The sequence below is a fragment of the Microbacterium zouquanmingi genome (genome assembly GCF_052266695.1).
GTDB lineage: Bacteria > Actinomycetota > Actinomycetes > Actinomycetales > Microbacteriaceae > Microbacterium.
Window position 1 is genome coordinate 219,717 of the sequence record NZ_JBQPQZ010000006.1, and the last position, 14,892, is coordinate 234,608.

The 14,892-nt window shown below is 66.1% G+C and carries 21 protein-coding genes; 12 read left to right on the top strand and 9 right to left on the bottom strand.

What is annotated here, in order from left to right:
- Positions 1-11: 11 nt before the first annotated feature.
- Positions 12-1,106, top strand: coding sequence for a GTP 3',8-cyclase MoaA (gene moaA / locus ACTU6U_RS13865; protein ID WP_443469702.1), 1,095 nt, complete (start codon positions 12-14; stop codon positions 1,104-1,106).
- On the opposite strand, the gene ACTU6U_RS13870 is transcribed toward moaA, so the two are convergent.
- Positions 1,091-2,248 (bottom strand): ThiF family adenylyltransferase, encoded by a 1,158-nt coding sequence (locus ACTU6U_RS13870; protein ID WP_443469703.1) that lies wholly within the window; start codon positions 2,246-2,248, stop codon positions 1,091-1,093. The two genes, moaA and ACTU6U_RS13870, sit on opposite strands and share 16 nt — an antisense overlap.
- Before the next feature lie 64 nt (positions 2,249-2,312).
- Between ACTU6U_RS13870 and ACTU6U_RS13875 the strand changes: the two genes are divergently transcribed.
- From ACTU6U_RS13875 to ACTU6U_RS13885, 3 genes are read left to right on the top strand one after another with little or no spacing between them, the layout of a single operon-like run.
- On the top strand, positions 2,313-2,561 hold the full coding sequence (locus ACTU6U_RS13875) for a MoaD/ThiS family protein (RefSeq protein WP_443469704.1): 249 nt from the start codon (positions 2,313-2,315) through the stop codon (positions 2,559-2,561).
- Positions 2,562-2,603: 42 nt separating this feature from the next.
- A complete protein-coding gene (gene moaC, locus ACTU6U_RS13880; RefSeq protein ID WP_443469705.1) occupies positions 2,604-3,074 on the top strand; it encodes a cyclic pyranopterin monophosphate synthase MoaC in 471 nt (156 codons plus the stop codon).
- Positions 3,071-3,541, top strand: a complete 471-nt coding sequence (locus tag ACTU6U_RS13885) for a MogA/MoaB family molybdenum cofactor biosynthesis protein (protein WP_443469706.1) — start codon at positions 3,071-3,073, stop codon at positions 3,539-3,541. Before moaC ends, ACTU6U_RS13885 begins: the two co-directional genes overlap by 4 nt.
- Positions 3,542-3,547: 6 nt before the next feature.
- On the opposite strand, the gene ACTU6U_RS13890 is transcribed toward ACTU6U_RS13885, so the two are convergent.
- From ACTU6U_RS13890 to ACTU6U_RS13900, 3 genes are read right to left on the bottom strand one after another with little or no spacing between them, the layout of a single operon-like run.
- Positions 3,548-4,183: an anthranilate synthase component II gene (locus tag ACTU6U_RS13890; protein WP_443469707.1), complete on the bottom strand. Its 636-nt coding sequence runs from the start codon at positions 4,181-4,183 to the stop codon at positions 3,548-3,550.
- Entirely contained in the window at positions 4,180-4,335 is a 156-nt protein-coding gene (locus tag ACTU6U_RS13895; protein WP_417512146.1) for a hypothetical protein, read from the bottom strand. The genes ACTU6U_RS13890 and ACTU6U_RS13895 overlap by 4 nt, the downstream gene beginning before the upstream one ends.
- A gap of 10 nt (positions 4,336-4,345) precedes the next feature.
- Positions 4,346-5,137: a class E sortase gene (locus tag ACTU6U_RS13900; RefSeq protein ID WP_443469708.1), complete on the bottom strand. Its 792-nt coding sequence runs from the start codon at positions 5,135-5,137 to the stop codon at positions 4,346-4,348.
- 78 nt (positions 5,138-5,215) lie between these two features.
- On the opposite strand from ACTU6U_RS13900, the gene ACTU6U_RS13905 reads away from it, so the two are divergent.
- Positions 5,216-5,455 carry a cell division protein CrgA gene (locus tag ACTU6U_RS13905; RefSeq protein ID WP_443469709.1) on the top strand — a complete coding sequence of 80 codons (240 nt, stop codon included), beginning with the start codon at positions 5,216-5,218 and terminating at the stop codon, positions 5,453-5,455.
- Between the two features lie 250 nt (positions 5,456-5,705).
- On the opposite strand, the gene ACTU6U_RS13910 is transcribed toward ACTU6U_RS13905, so the two are convergent.
- Positions 5,706-6,602, bottom strand: coding sequence for a rhomboid family intramembrane serine protease (locus tag ACTU6U_RS13910; RefSeq protein WP_443469710.1), 897 nt, complete (start codon positions 6,600-6,602; stop codon positions 5,706-5,708).
- 24 nt (positions 6,603-6,626) lie between these two features.
- A complete protein-coding gene (locus ACTU6U_RS13915) occupies positions 6,627-7,184 on the bottom strand; it encodes a peptidylprolyl isomerase (RefSeq protein WP_443469711.1) in 558 nt (185 codons plus the stop codon).
- 106 nt (positions 7,185-7,290) lie between these two features.
- On the opposite strand from ACTU6U_RS13915, the gene ACTU6U_RS13920 reads away from it, so the two are divergent.
- Both ACTU6U_RS13920 and ACTU6U_RS13925 read left to right on the top strand, forming a co-directional pair.
- On the top strand, positions 7,291-7,788 hold the full coding sequence (locus ACTU6U_RS13920; protein WP_443469712.1) for a DNA helicase: 498 nt from the start codon (positions 7,291-7,293) through the stop codon (positions 7,786-7,788).
- Positions 7,785-8,249, top strand: a complete 465-nt coding sequence (locus tag ACTU6U_RS13925; RefSeq protein WP_443469713.1) for an aminoacyl-tRNA deacylase — start codon at positions 7,785-7,787, stop codon at positions 8,247-8,249. The genes ACTU6U_RS13920 and ACTU6U_RS13925 overlap by 4 nt, the downstream gene beginning before the upstream one ends.
- 20 nt (positions 8,250-8,269) lie before the next feature.
- Here the strand turns inward: ACTU6U_RS13925 and ACTU6U_RS13930 are convergent, their stop codons facing one another.
- Positions 8,270-8,692 (bottom strand): NUDIX hydrolase, encoded by a 423-nt coding sequence (locus tag ACTU6U_RS13930; RefSeq protein ID WP_443469714.1) that lies wholly within the window; start codon positions 8,690-8,692, stop codon positions 8,270-8,272.
- Between the two features lie 105 nt (positions 8,693-8,797).
- On the opposite strand from ACTU6U_RS13930, the gene ACTU6U_RS13935 reads away from it, so the two are divergent.
- From ACTU6U_RS13935 to ACTU6U_RS13945, 3 genes are read left to right on the top strand one after another with little or no spacing between them, the layout of a single operon-like run.
- Positions 8,798-9,901, top strand: coding sequence for an alcohol dehydrogenase catalytic domain-containing protein (locus tag ACTU6U_RS13935; protein WP_443469715.1), 1,104 nt, complete (start codon positions 8,798-8,800; stop codon positions 9,899-9,901).
- 47 nt (positions 9,902-9,948) lie between these two features.
- On the top strand, positions 9,949-10,698 hold the full coding sequence (locus ACTU6U_RS13940; protein WP_443469716.1) for an SDR family oxidoreductase: 750 nt from the start codon (positions 9,949-9,951) through the stop codon (positions 10,696-10,698).
- Complete coding sequence (locus ACTU6U_RS13945) at positions 10,695-11,150, top strand: MaoC family dehydratase (RefSeq protein ID WP_443469717.1); 456 nt, start codon at positions 10,695-10,697, stop codon at positions 11,148-11,150. The genes ACTU6U_RS13940 and ACTU6U_RS13945 overlap by 4 nt, the downstream gene beginning before the upstream one ends.
- A gap of 53 nt (positions 11,151-11,203) precedes the next feature.
- Here ACTU6U_RS13945 and ACTU6U_RS13950 read toward each other — a convergent pair whose 3' ends face one another.
- The gene (locus ACTU6U_RS13950) at positions 11,204-12,427 is read right to left on the bottom strand and encodes an acetyl-CoA C-acetyltransferase (RefSeq protein WP_443469718.1); all 1,224 of its coding nucleotides are present in this window, start codon (positions 12,425-12,427) and stop codon (positions 11,204-11,206) included.
- A 24-nt stretch (positions 12,428-12,451) separates the two neighbouring features.
- Positions 12,452-13,669, bottom strand: a complete 1,218-nt coding sequence (locus ACTU6U_RS13955) for an acyl-CoA dehydrogenase family protein (protein WP_443469719.1) — start codon at positions 13,667-13,669, stop codon at positions 12,452-12,454.
- Between the two features lie 112 nt (positions 13,670-13,781).
- Here ACTU6U_RS13955 and ACTU6U_RS13960 point away from each other — a divergent pair, with 112 nt between their 5' ends.
- Both ACTU6U_RS13960 and ACTU6U_RS13965 read left to right on the top strand, forming a co-directional pair.
- Positions 13,782-14,435, top strand: a complete 654-nt coding sequence (locus tag ACTU6U_RS13960; RefSeq protein ID WP_443469720.1) for a QsdR family transcriptional regulator — start codon at positions 13,782-13,784, stop codon at positions 14,433-14,435.
- Between the two features lie 33 nt (positions 14,436-14,468).
- A complete protein-coding gene (locus tag ACTU6U_RS13965; RefSeq protein WP_443469721.1) occupies positions 14,469-14,870 on the top strand; it encodes an acyl-CoA thioesterase in 402 nt (133 codons plus the stop codon).
- Positions 14,871-14,892 lie beyond the last annotated feature (22 nt).

The window sequence follows — 14,892 nt, forward strand, 5'->3', positions numbered from 1 at the left end:
AGGTTTCTGCGATGTCGACTGCTGCGGATCCCGGCGAACGCGCCTTCCGTGCTGGCGCGCAGCAGATGGCTTCCTCGGGCATTCGCGACCGCCTCGATCGCCCGATGCGCGACCTGCGGATCTCTGTCACAGACCGGTGCAACTTCCGTTGCGTCTATTGCATGCCGAAAACGGTATTCGGTCGCGATTATGCATTCCTTGAACGGAATGAACTGCTCAGTTTCGAGGAGATCGAGCGGATCTGCCGAGTCTCGGCGGCTCACGGCGTCCGCAAGATCCGCCTCACCGGAGGCGAACCTCTCCTTCGAAAGGGCATCGAAGAACTCATCGAGCGTCTCGCCGCCCTCCGAACGCCAGAGGGCGTGCCGCTTGAGATCGCGCTGACGACGAACGGCTCTGCTCTGGCAACCAAGGCGGCAGCGCTGAAGGCGGCGGGGCTCACCCGCGTCACAGTGTCGATCGACTCGCTCGATGACGAGCTGTTCCAGAGCATCAACGACGTGCGCTTCCCGGTCGCGCGCGTTCTCGCGGGCATCGACGCCGCGCATGCGGCCGGGCTCGGCCCGATCAAGCTCAACATGGTCGTCAAGCGCGGAGTGAACGACGGTGAGATCGTCGACATGGCCTCGCACTTCAAGGACTCCCCCTTCACGCTGCGCTTCATCGAGTACATGGATGTCGGCACGACCAACGGCTGGTCGCTCGACGACGTGGTTCCCTCGGCAGAGGTCATCGAGCGCATAAACGCCGTCCATCCACTCGAGCAGATCGCCCCGGTCGTGACCGGGGAGGTCGCCAAGCGCTGGCGCTACCGCGACGGCGGCGGTGAGATCGGCGTGATCTCCTCTGTCACGAACGCGTTCTGCGGCACGTGCAATCGCGCCCGCATCTCGACAGAGGGCAAGCTCTTCACCTGCCTGTTTGCCGACGAGGGTCACGACCTGCGTGTCCTGCTGCGCAGCGGGGCCGATGATGACGAGCTCGCTTCAGCGATGGCATCCGTCTGGGGCGCGCGCGACGACCGCTACTCCGAGATCCGATCCGAACTCACACCGGGGCTCCGCGAGGCGCGCAACCGCATTGAGATGAGCTACATCGGCGGTTGAGTGCTCACGTGCGCTACAGCCCCGCTGATGGCTTCTCCCCCGACCTCGACGAATGAGCGGATGCCGCCGGCGAGATAGCGCGCTTCGATCCCCCGTTCGCGGAGTTCACGAACGGCTCGCCGTGCGCGCGGATCGCGTTCGCAGTACACGACCAGTTCGCCCGTGGCATCCGGCATGCGACCGCCCTCGATCTCTCCGAGCGGCAGATGGATGCTGCCGGGGATCCGGCGGGCTTCGACCTCGACGAGCTCGCGCACATCGATGAGCGCAAGGTTCTCCCCCGCCCTCAACCGCGCGAGCAGCTCCGCGGCCGAGACAGCGGTGTCATCAGCATCCGAGGTCATGCCGCAGAACAGCTCGTAGTCGATCAACTCCGTGACGGGCCGCGCGTCGGCGGGACGCGCATAGCGAATCTCTCGCGTGCTCGCGCTCAGGGCGTCGTAGACCAGGACGCGTCCGATCAGCGGTTCGCCGATTCCGGTGATGAGCTTGATCGCCTCGGTGGCGAGGAAGGACCCAACGGCCGGGCACAGGCTCGGCAGCACGCCGCCGAGTTCACAGGAGAGCGCCTCCTCGGGTGGCGGCGGCGAGGGAAACAGGTCGCGGTAAGTGGGTCCGTGACCTTCCCATGAGATTCCCACCTGCCCCTGAAACCTCAGGATTGACCCCCAGATCAGGGGTTTTTCTGCCATGGATGCCGCGTCGTTCACCAGGTAGCGGGTGGGGAAGTTGTCGCTGCCGTCGATCACCAGGTCGTAGTTCGAGAGGATCTCGGGCAAATTCGCGGCGCTGAGGCGAAGATCGTGAGTCATCACGCAGCAATCGGGGTCGATCGCGCGGACGGTGTCTGCCAACGAAACCGTCTTGCGCGAGCCGATGTCGGCGACACCGTGGCTGAGCTGGCGGTGCAGGTTGGAGAGCTCGACGGTGTCGTCATCCGCAACACCGATCGTGCCGATTCCGGCAGCGGCGAGAACAGGGACCACGGCGCTGCCGAGGCCGCCAGCGCCGACGACGAGAACTCGGGATGCTCGCAGACGCCGCTGCGCCTGTTCACCGAAACCCGGCAGCATCAGCTGTCGGCTGTAGCGTTCCAGGCGTTCGGGCTCGAGCACCGGACCCGGATCAACGAGCGGGATCATGCGTTCAGCGTACCCACCACGATCTCCCGTCGGGCGGTGTCGGGCCAGGTAATAGGATCGAGACATGTCGGACGTGTCAGTGCGCTATTTCGCGGCAGCAGCCGAAGCGGCTGGGCGCGAGCAGGAATTGCTCGCGTTCGAATCTGCCCCGACGGTGGGTGACGTGCACGACCGCCTGCTCGAGTCCTATGGGCAGCCGATGGCGCGCGTGCTGCGATCGGGGTCGTTCCTCGTCGACGGCCTGGTCACCCGCGATCACGCGCAGCCCGCAGGGCTCGCAATCGATGTTCTGCCTCAGTTCGCCGGGGGATAGGCGTGTACCCCGAGAGTGCGAAAGTGAAGATCTGGAGAATCGATGACTGACCTGACCCACCTGCGCGCCGACGGTTCGGCGCACATGGTCGACGTGACCGACAAGGCGGTCACCCGGCGCGAAGCGCGCGCTCAGGCCGTGCTCGTCACGACTGCCGAGGTCGTCTCGCGCATTGCTGACGGGTCGCTGCCGAAGGGCGAGGCACTCGGCACCGCACGGCTGGCGGGGATCATGGGCGCCAAGCAGACGTCCACCCTGATTCCGCTGTGCCATCCGCTCCCTCTGACCAAGCTCGCCGTCGACCTCGAACCGGCCGGCGACCGCGTCACGATCACCGCCACCGCCGTCACCAATGGCGTCACAGGCGTCGAGATGGAGGCGCTGACCGCCGCCAACATCGCCGCCCTCACGCTCTACGACATGATCAAGGCCGTCGACAACCGCGCCGTGATCACTGACGTGAAGGTGCTCGCGAAGTCCGGCGGCAAGAGCGGCGACTGGTCGATCGAATGAGCCGCAGCGCCCGCGTGCTCGTCGTCTCCACGCGCGCGGCGAACGGGCACTACGCCGATCGCACAGGCCCCGTGATCCGCGAGTGGCTTCTCGAGCGCGGATTCGAGACGCCCGAGCCGATCATCGTCGCGGATGCTGACGTCGCCAGCGCCCTTCTGCGGGTGTTGGCCGAGCGCCCCGACGTGCTGCTGACCACCGGAGGCACGGGCGTGTCACCGGATGACCGCACGCCCGAGGCCACTCTCGCGATCATGGATGCTGAACTCCCCGGTCTCTCGGAAGAACTGCGCCGCCGCGGCGCCGAGAAGACGCCGACGGCGCTGCTCTCGCGTGGACGCGCGGGTATCGCAGGACGCACGGTGGTGATGAACCTGCCCGGGTCAACCGGGGGAGTGCGCGACGGCCTCGAGGTGCTCGGCGGAGTGCTCGATCACCTGCTCGATCAGCTCGCCGGCGGCGATCACTGACCGGAACTACCGGCTGAGCGGATGGAGCGCGGCCGCCGCGTCGACGGCATGAGTGTCGCCGATCGACGCAAGCCAGTTCGCGAGCAGCCGATAGCCGTGCTCCGTGAGGACGCTCTCGGGGTGGAACTGCACCCCGAGAATCGGAAGGTCGCGGTGCGCGATCGCCATGACGGTTCCGGATGCTGTGCGGGCCGTGACCGCGAGCTCCGCGGGCAGCTCGGCTTCGGCGAGTGCGAGCGAGTGATACCGGCCGACGTCGACGGGAGAGGGGATGCCGTCGAACAGCACCGAGCTGTCGTGCTCCACGGCGGAGACCATTCCGTGCATGAGCTCCGGCGCCTGCGACACTTCGGTCCCGAAGGCGGCACCGATCGCCTGATGGCCGAGGCAGACGCCGAGCAGCGGCATCCGCATCGCGCCGCACAGCGCCACGATATCTACGCAGGCTCCGGCGTCTCGCGGGCGGCCGGGGCCGGGGGAGAGCAGCACGCCGTCATAGCGGGGGAGCAGGTCGGCGAAGCCGGGCGTGCCTGAGGCATCCGATTCGATCATGTCGACGAGCGCGCCGAGTTCGCGAAGATACCCGGCAAGCGTGTGCACGAAGCTGTCATGGTTGTCGACCACGAGCACCCGCACGCTCATTCCAGGTCGACCTCGTTCGGCGTGATGATCGGGCTCACCCATGGGAAGACGTAGAAGAACAGCCCGTACAGGATGGCGGCGACCGCGACGAGCAGGATCAGCACGCGCAGCCACCACGGGCCGGGAAGGATGCGCCACAGCGCTGCGTACATGTCAGTGCTCCTAGATGGACGGGGGTGCGACTTCGGCGACGGGGTCGAGCGATGCGGGCGGCCCCTCAGCACGAGGCTGGAAGCCCTCGAAGACGGCGTAGCCGACGATGCGCTCGGCGAGGGAGTAGAGGGGTGAACATGCCGTGAGCGTCATATACCGCTCGCCGGTGGCCGCTCCCGGGACCTGCGGCACGTCCAGCAACACATCGACCTTGTCGGGGGTGACGTACTCGAGCGTGCGGAAACGGTAGGTGTACCAGCCCTCCTGCGTCTCGACGACGATGGCATCGTCCAGGCGCAGCTTGTCCATGCGGTTCAGGGGAGCGCCCCACGTCGTGCGGTGGCCGGCCACAGAGAAGTTGCCGACCTGCCCCGGCATGGCGGACTGGTCGTACACCCCGAGCCATCCGTTGTCGAGGGTGACCGGACGCGAGGTGCCACCGGCGATCGCGACGTTGTAGTCGGGGCCAAAGCGCGGAATCAGCATCTGGGCGAACTTCATGCCGTGCTCCGGGTGCTGAAGCACCGGCGGCTCGTACCAGACGTCGCCATCGTCTTCTGTCGTGGCCGGTGGTGGCTCGGGGACGGGAAGCTGAGCCCACTCCTGCGAGACAGCGTGCCCCTCGCTGTTGCTCTGTGCGCCGATGATGATGTCACCGATCCACATCTGCCATGAGACGAACAGCAGCACGAGGACGCCGGCAGTCAGCAGCAGCTCACCGAGGACGCTCGTGAAGGTTGCTCGTGGCCGTGTGCGCCTACGGCGCTCGCGCCGAGTCGGCAGCGAGGCGGGTGCGGTCATAGGCGTGATCATATCCGGCGAAGTTTGCCATCACCCGAGGAAGCGGGCGGAACGGACTCTCATGGGTAGAATGACGACATGGCACGTGACCGCAAGAATGAAGAACCCGTCGTCGAACGGGCAGAGGGCGACGTCGCCCCCAACGCCGTCTGGTTCAAGCCCGTCATGCTCGGCTTCATGCTGCTGGGGCTCGCGTGGATCCTCGTCTTCTACATCTCGGGCATGCAGTTCCCGATTCCCGGCATCGGCTCGTGGAACCTCGGCATCGGCCTCGGCATCGCGCTGATCGGCTTCTTGATGACGACCCGGTGGCGATGAACGCCCCTTGATCTGCTCGAGATGCCCCTCGCTTCGGCGAGGGGCATCTTTGTGCTCTGCTCCGGAGGGTCGCGCTGCGGAAAGCTGTTCGCGCGGCTGAAGTAACCGCAGCGCGAGTCGCGAAGAGCAGCGCGAGCGCTCAGCGCGTCGACGGAAAAGTTATCCACAGGTCTGTCCACAGCCTGGGGAGAATTACACGGTTGTTATTCACAAGGGTGGAGAAGTCTGTTAACAACTTCTGACCGGGCAGTTAAGCCGTGATGATCAGCGGTGGGATGAACGCGACCACCAGGATCAGTACGACAACGACCGCGATGAGCAGAAGGATCTGCCACCTGCGCTGGGCGCGGCGTCGGGTGCGCGTGTAGATGAACGCGATCAGCGCGCCCACGATCGCCCCGCCGAGGTGCGCCTGCCAGGCGATGCCGCCGACGAAGAAGCCGAAGGCGAAGTTCACGCCGAGCACGATGAGGATTCCGGTGACGTTCGCACCGATGTGCCGGCCGATGATCAGGAGCGCTGCGAGTAGGCCGAAAATCGATCCGGATGCTCCGACAGTTGCTGTGTTCGGGGCCAGCAGGGCGACCATGACAGATCCGCCGAGCCCGCTGATCAGATAGAGGGCGAGATAACGGACGCGGCCGAGCATCGGTTCGAGATTCTGACCGAGCATCCACAGCGCGAGCATGTTCAGCGCCAGGTGGATGAAACCGCCGTGCACGAAGATCGCCGTGAGCAGACGCCACGGCTCGAACGGCATCCCCGACAGACTCGGGTACAGATAGGCCGCATGAAAGAGGAGGGCGCTGGAGATCTGGTCACCGAGGCCCGGGATGAGCTGAACCAGCCCGATGAAAGAGGTGATGGCGAGAAGCGCGTAGGTGACGACGGGCTTGCCGCTGCGCGTTGCCATGGTGAGCGAGCCAGCGGACCGGCGTCCCCACTGGCGCTGCGCGCGCTTCTGCGCGGGTGTGCGGTTCTGCTGCTGCTGCTTCATGCACTCCGGGCAGATGACGCCGACCGCAGCCTGCGTCTGGCATTCGGGGCAGATCGTGCGCATGCAGCGCTGGCAGAGCACGAAGCTCTGGCGATCCGGATGGCGGTAGCAGAAGTTGTCGCGGTTGCTCGCGAATTCAGAAGACGTCATCCGGATCGGCCAGAGAGTGCGGAATCAGACCGCGACGATGTCGACCGACTGCAGGACGACGTCCTCGACCGGACGGTCACCGGCAGCGGTGGGAACGGCGGCAATGGCGTCGACGATCTTCTTGGACGCGTCGTCTGCGACCTCACCGAAGATCGTGTGCTTGCCCTGCAGCCACGGCGTCGGGTCAGTGGTGATGAAGAACTGTGAGCCGTTCGTGCCCTCTGCCTTGCCCGTGATGGCATTGCGGCGAAGGCCTGCGTTTGCCATGGCGAGGATGTAGGGCTCGTTGAAGTTGAGGTCCATGTTGATCTCGTCGTCGAAGTTGTAACCGGGGCCGCCGACGCCCTGACCGAGCGGGTCGCCGCCCTGGATCATGAAGTTCGGGATGATGCGGTGGAAGATGACGTCCTTGTAGAGAGCGCCCTCACCCGGCTTGCCCGTGGCGGGGTGGGTCCAGTCCTGGGTTCCGTCGGAGAGGCCGACGAAGTTCTTGACGGTCTTCGGGGCCTGGTCGCCGAAGAGGTTGACGACGATGTCGCCATGGTTGGTGTGGATGGTGGCAACGTGTGAGTGCTGAGGCATGCACATATTCTTTCAGAGGTTCGTATGAGATGGCCGATTCTCCCCTTGCATCCAGCCTTGTCTGGCAAGATAGTGAACCCGTACTCCCCATCGACAGGAGAACATTGTGAGCCTCACCCGCAAGCGGAAAAAGGAACTGCGCCGTCTGCAGAACGACGCGACCGAGCTTTGGGAACACCAGCAGGAGCTCGTCGGCCACGCGGCCGGGATCGCACGTGAGGCCGGTCGCCAGCTCGGCAACGTCGGCCGCGAGCAGGTCTTCCCGATCGTCCAGGACGCCTACAAGCGCAATGTGGCCCCGACTGTCGATCGCGGCGTCAGGATCGGTCGCCACGTCGTGGATGACAAGGTCGTCCCGCTCGTCGGCGGTGTCGTCGGCAGTGCGCTCTCTGCGTGGGATGTCGCGAACGCCAAGCGCCAGGGACTGACCGTCACCAATGGTCGCATCATCAAGAAGAAGCAGGGCCCGGGCCTCGGATCGATCATCGCGATCGTGCTCGGCGCAGCGGCAGCCGCCGGCGTTCTCTACGCAGCGTGGCAGGCACTGCGCGCAGATGACGAGCTCTGGGTCGCAGACGACCCGCTTTCTGCACCTGACGCGTGAGCCTCGACCGCGTTCGAGATGCCGCGGCCACCCGTGGCCTCGACATCGAGATCCGCGAGCGGCCTGAAGCCGGTAGCCTCCATGAGGCTGCCGGGCTTCTCGGCATCTCGGCATCCGGCATCGTGAAGACCCTTGTGGTCAAGCGCCGCGATGACACCTACCTGTTCGCGCTGATCCCTGGCGGTCGCTCGATCTCGTGGCCGAAGCTGCGCGCACTCGTCGGAGCGAACAAGCTGCGTCTTCCCGAGCCGGAACTCGCCCTGGCCGCAACCGGTTTTGAGCGCGGCACGATCGTTCCGATCGGCAGCTCGACCGACTGGCCGATCTACGCCGACGAGTCGATCGTCGGCCAGCGCATCGCGATGGGGGCCGGAGCACACGGATACAGTCTGTTCGTGGATGCCGACGCGCTCATCGTGGCGTATGGGGCGACCGTCGCTGACATCTCGGTTCCGGAGTAGTCATTTCGGCTCCCGAGTAGTCAGAGAATCCCGGCCATTCGCAGCGCGATGTCGACGAGCTTGACTCGTTGCAGGCTGGCCAGCTCGGGCACGATGAACCACCCCGCCATGTCGGTCGAGCCATTCTCCTCGAAGCGGAGCCTGCCACCGGTGATCGCTGCGCGATAGACGATGCGCAGGGTGTGCAGCGGAGCATCCGATGCCGGCGACCGACGGGTGGCGGGGATCACCCGCGAGTGGACGCCGAGCAGCTCGAGCACCCGCGCAGAGTAGCCGGTCTCTTCGCGAACCTCTCGGCGCACGGCGTCTTCGGGGTCTTCGCCTGGCTCGAGGCCACCGCCGGGCATCGTCCACGCGACACGACGGCCGCCGGTCCAGCGCGCAAGCAGGACGCGGCCGTCATCATCGGTGATGACTGCGTACGCAGCGACACGCAGATCCATGCCCTCACACTACTGGCAGGTCGCGGAACTCCTGACTAGATTACATACCGCGCGGTCGGTATGATGAAGATGTCGTGCACTGCCGCATGACCACAGGGAGGTCGGATGCTGATCCGTGGAGCCGTGCTGGAGACTTCCGGCACCCCGTCCCCATTTGCCAAGTCTCGCCCGTTCACGATCGGCGAGATCGAACTCGATCTACCATCGCACGGGGAACTGCTCGTGCGCATCGAGACGGCGGGCATCTGCCACTCCGACCTCAGCGTCGTCGACGGCAATCGGCCACGCCCACTGCCCATGCTTCTGGGGCACGAAGCCGCTGGCATCGTCGAAGAGATCGGCCCCGGCGGCTCAGATATCGCCGTCGGCACGCGCGTCGTGATGACATTTCTTCCGCGGTGCGGTACCTGCGAGAACTGTCAGACCGACGGGCGGCTCCCGTGCATCCCCGGCTCTGCCGCGAACAATGCCGGCACTCTCTTGAGCGGCGGGATCCGCTTGCGTCGGCCGAGCGGCGAAAGCGTGCATCACCACCTCGGCGTCAGCGCCTTCGCCACGCATGCCGTCGTGAGCCGCAGCTCGGTCGTCGCCGTCGCCCCTGATGTGCCGGCATCGATCGCCGCGCTGCTCGGCTGCGCCGTGCTGACCGGCGGGGGAGCAGTCGTCAATGCTGCCCGTCCCGCACCGAACGACCGAGTGATCGTCGTGGGGCTCGGCGGTGTCGGCATGGCGGCTCTGCTGGTCGCCATCGCGCTCGGCCATGAGGTGATCGGTGTGGATGCTGTGCCGGCCAAGGTCGCTCTCGCCCGCGAACTCGGCGCTGCCGCCGCGTTCGAACCTGCCGACGCTGCCGCGGCCGGATTGCTTGCCCCCGTCGTGATCGAAGCCGCCGGCTCCGCTCGGGCGTTCGAGACGGCGCTGGCGCTCACTGCCCCCGGCGGCACGACCGTGACCGTCGGGCTGCCGGCACCGGATGCCACGGCGACTGTCTCTCCACTCCTGCTGACCGCTCAGGCGCGCACGATCATCGGCAGCTATCTCGGCTCGGCCGTTCCTGAGCGCGACATCCCACGCTACGTCGAACTCTGGCGCGCAGGCCGGCTTCCGCTGGAGCGACTCGTCTCCTCGCACATCCAGCTCGACGATCTCCCCGAGGGCATGGACCGCCTCGCCTCGGGCACCGAGCTGCGTCAGCTGCTCATCCTCTGACCCCCGAACCGACCACCACCGAACCGACCCCACCGAAAGGACCCTCGATGACTCGAACCGCCATCGTGACCGGAGCCGCCCGCGGCATCGGCGCCGCCACTGCCATTCGTCTCGCTGCCGACGGCAACGCCGTTGCCGTTCTCGACCTGGATGAAGCAACCTGCGCTGTGACGGTCAAGACCGTCACAGCTGCCGGGGGGCGCGCAATCGCCGTCGGCGCAGACGTTGCTGATGCTGACGCGGTCGCCGCAGCCGTCGATCGCATCGCAGACGAGCTCGGCGCACCGACGATTCTGGTGAACAATGCCGGAATCATCCGCGACAACCTGCTGTTCAGGATGACCGAGAACGACTGGGACAGCGTGATCTCCGTGCACCTTCGCGGCGCCTTCCTGATGAGTCGCGCCGTGCAGAAGCACCAGGTCGATGCCGGTTGGGGTCGCGTCGTGAACCTCTCCAGCACGTCTGCGCTCGGCAACCGAGGCCAGGCGAACTATGCCGCCGCAAAAGCGGGCATGCAGGGCTTCACCAAGACGCTCGCGTTCGAACTCGGCCGCTACGGCGTGACCGCCAATGCGATCGCCCCGGGATTCATCGTCACCGATATGACCAGGTCCACCGCCGACCGTCTCGGGGTGGAGTTCGACGACTTCATCGAGCACATGGCGAAAGAGGTCGCTGTGGGACGCGCGGGTCACCCCGAGGACATCGCTGCCGCGGCCTCGTTCTTCTGCTCTGAGGAGGCTGGTTTCGTCTCGGGTCAGGTGCTCTACGTCGCAGGAGGGCCGACCTCATGAGCATCGTCGCCGCGACACCGGCTGCTCTTACCGAAGCGATCGGTCAGAGTGCCACCGGAGAATGGTTCACCATCGATCAGGCGCGCATCCAGGCATTCGCGGATGCCACCGAGGACTGGCAGTGGATTCATCTGGATGCGCAGCGCGCAGCATCCGGCCCGTTCGGTGCGACGATCGCACACGGCTACCTCACCCTTTCGCTGCTTCCTCGCCTCACCGATGGGCTTCTGCAGGTCGATGGCGCGTCAATGGTCGTGAACTACGGCATGGACAAGGTGCGTTTTCTGCAGCCGGTGACGGCGGGGTCTCGGGTTCGCGCCTCCACCGAGATCACCGCAGCCGAGAGCGGACCGCAGGGCTGGCGGATCGGCATGCGCACCACGGTCGAGATCGAAGGCGCTGAGCGGCCGGCACTGGTCGCGGAGACCATCGCGCTGTTCATCCCCGCGTAAGCAGACGCGAAAGAGGCGCGACCGGCGGGGTCGCGCCTCTTTCTTGTGCCGCGTCACATGCGTTCGAGCACCATGGCCATGCCCTGTCCGCCGCCGACGCACATCGTCTCGAGGCCGTATCGGCCACCTGTGGCGGCCAGGCCGTTGATCAGCGTCGACGTGATGCGCGCCCCGGTCATGCCGAAGGGATGGCCCACCGCGATCGCGCCGCCATTCACATTCAGGCGCTCCTCGTCGATACCGAGCTCGCGCGCCGAAGGAATCACCTGTGCGGCGAATGCCTCATTGATCTCCACGAGATCGATGTCGCTCACCTCAAGCCCTGCCAAGGCGAGCGCGCGCCGGGAGGAATCCACGGGACCGAGCCCCATGATCTCCGGCGACAGCCCGCTGACGCCCGTCGAAACGATTCGGGCGAGCGGCTGGAGCCCCAGCTCATTGACCACGCGGTCCGAGACGATCACCACGGCTGCCGCTCCGTCGTTCAGTGGGCAGCAGTTTCCGGCCGTGACCGTGCCGTCGGGGCGGAACACGGGCTGCAGCCCCGAAAGCGACTCTTCCGTCACGCCCGAACGCGGCCCGTCATCTGCTGAGATGACCGTGCCGTCGGCCAGGGTCACCGGGGTGATGTCCTGCGCCCAGAAGCCACTGGCGATGGCCGCCTCCGCGCGCTGCTGCGAGCGCGCGGCGAAAGCATCCTGTTCTGCGCGGGTGATGCCGTGCACCTGCGCGACGTTCTCGGCGGTCTGCCCCATCGCGATGTATGGATCTGGAAGCATCCCCCCGGTTCGCGGATCGGTCCAGACCGGAGCATCCGCCTGCGATCGCTCCGACGAACGGCCCTGCGCCGCGCCGAACACGGGGTTCTCGATCACGTTTCCTGGCGAGGCATCTGCCGCGCCAGACGCGTAACGACTGACCATCTCGACGCCGGCCGAGACGAAGATGTCTCCCTCGCCGGCCTTGATCGCGTGGAACGCCATGCGGGTGGTCTGCAACGACGACGAGCAGTACCGATTGACAGTGGTGCCCGGCACGCTGTCGAGCCCCAGCAGCACCGAGACGATGCGGGCGATGTTGAATCCCTGCTCTCCGGCCGGCTGACCGGTGCCGAGCAGCAGGTCATCGATGCGCGACGGGTCAAGACCCGGCACCTTGTCGAGGGCGGCCTGCACCATCCGGGCGGTGAGGTCGTCACCCCGCAGTGACGTGAGCGACCCCTTTCCGGCGCGGCCGATCGGGGAACGGGCAGTGGCGACGATGTATGCCTCGGTCATGAGGTCTCCTGAGGTTGGGTGTGATCAGACGAAAGCGGGGATGCCGGTGATGGCGCGGCCGACGATAAGGGAGTTCATGTCGTACGTGCCCTCGAAGGTGTAGACGGCCTCGGCGTCGGCGAAGTAGCGCGCGACGCCATGGTCGAGCTGGATACCGTTTCCGCCGCAGATCTCGCGGCTGCGGGCGACGACCTCGCGCATGCGCTTGGTCACGAAGGCCTTCGCCATCGCCGAGTGGTGATCGCGCTGTTCGCCCTCATCCTGCAGTTGCGAGACGCGCATGCACATCGCGATGGATGCCGTGATGTCGGCCAGCGAATCGGCAAGCTTCTGCTGCACGAGCTGGAAGGAGGCGATCGACTTTCCGAATTGGATCCGGTTCTTCGCGTAGTCGAGGGATGCTTCGTAGGCGCCGACGGCGACGCCGAGCGCCTGCCAGGCGACATCGCCACGCGTCAGGCGGAGCACTACGGCGAGATCGCGGAATCCGTTGATGTTCTGCAGCCGGTCGCTTTCGGCGACCACGACGTTCTCGAGCACGATGTCGGCGTTCTCCACCGCACGCAGCGACTGCTTGCGCTCGATCTTCGTGCCGGTGAATCCGATCGCCGGGGTGCGGACGAGGAAGCCCTTGACCTGATCGTCGGCGACATCGCGCGCCCAGATGACGACGAGGTCTGCGAAGGCGCCGTTCCCGATCCAGCGCTTCGCGCCGTTGAGCACCCACTCGTCTCCGCGGCGCTCTGCGGTGGTCTCAAGACCCCTGGCGGTGTCGGAGCCGTGGCCGGGCTCGGTGAGGCCGAAGGCTGCGACGAGCTCCCCTGCGGCGAGCGTGGGCAGCCACTGCGCCTTCTGCTCTTCCGATCCGCCGACCCAGATCGAGGTCATCGCGAGGCCGCTGTGCACACCGATGAAGGTCGCGGTGGAGGGGTCGGCACGCGAGATCTCCATCGCGACCCAACCGCGGAACACCGCGCTGTTCTCGTACTGCGCTGTTTCAGGGAACGCGTGGCCGTAGAGACCGAGTTCGGCGATCCGCGGCACCAGATGGCGTGGGCTCTCCGCACGCTCCCAGTGGTCGTCGGCGAACGGCCGCACTTCCGTATCGAGGAACTCGCGGATTCCGCGCAGTGCTCGCTGCTCCGTGTCGGTGAGACGACTCTGGAACTCATAGAAGTCGGCAGCCAACAGGTCAGCGGGTGCGGCATCCGTCAGGGCGGATGGGGCGAGGGTGGACGTCATCGTTTCTCCGATCGTCAGTGATCACCATCGAGTATGCATCAAATCCAGAAACGTTGCACAACAAATCTCGAAACGTTGCACGCGGCGATCTCAGCGCGGGTAGAGTTCTCGCATGACCAGCACCACGACAGCCCCCGAAGCGACGGATGCGACGATCGCCGACGTCGGCCTGTCGACCGCCCCCTCGTGGCTGTCCGAGCGCCTGACCGCCCACGCGGATGCCGCACGCGCCTTCGACGCCGCGCGCGCGAGCTTAATCGCCGGTCACCGCATCGATATGGGCGGACTTGCCGCTTCGCTCGGGATCGAGCGCACCTCGCTGTTCCGCTGGGTCGGAAACCGCGACGCACTGCTCAGCGAGGTACTGTGGTCGCTGGCGGTGCCCACTCTCGCGCAGGCAGAGCATGCCACCGCACAGCTCAGCGGCGGCGAGCGCATCGCGGCGATCCTCACTCACTTCGTCGACGATCTGATCACTGCGGACTATTTCCGTGAGTTCCTGCGTCGTGAGCCCGCCCGCGCACTGCGCCTGCTCACGACCAAGGAATCTCCGATCCAGCGCCGTTACGTTGCGACGGCCGAGTGGCTGATCCGTCGCGAACTCGGCGACGAGCCGCTCGATGGAGCCATCGATCCCGCAGGGCTGGCGTATCTGCTGGTGCGGATGTCCGAGTCATTCACCTACGCCGACCTGATCTCGGGGGATCAGCCCAGCGCTGCGCGCGCTCGCATCGCCTTCGCACTTCTGCTGCGCGTCGACGGCTGAGCCGCCCCGCCGACACTGCTCAAGGAGGAGCCCATGGCCGCATTCCGTGTGCGCGAACCGTTCACGACCCGGTGGAGTGACAATGACCAGTACGGTCACATCAACAACACCATCTACTACCAGGCGATGGATACCGCGGTGAATGCCTGGATGATCCGCGCGGGCGGCCTTGACCCGGCGGGCTCAGCGATCGCGCTGTGCGCGGCGTCCTCGTGCGAGTTCCACGCCTCCGCGTCGTACCCCGATCCGCTCGAGGTCGGCATCGGCGTCGAGCGCCTCGGAACCACCAGCATCACCTGGTCGCTGGGCATCTTCCTCGGTGAAGAGCAGATCGCGACGGGGCGCTTCGTGCATGTCTTCGTGGATGCCGAGAGCAGGCGGCCGGCGGCAATCCCGGCATCCATTCGCAAAGCGATCGAGGACCAGATCCTCTGAGAGATCTGCGCAACAAACCGAC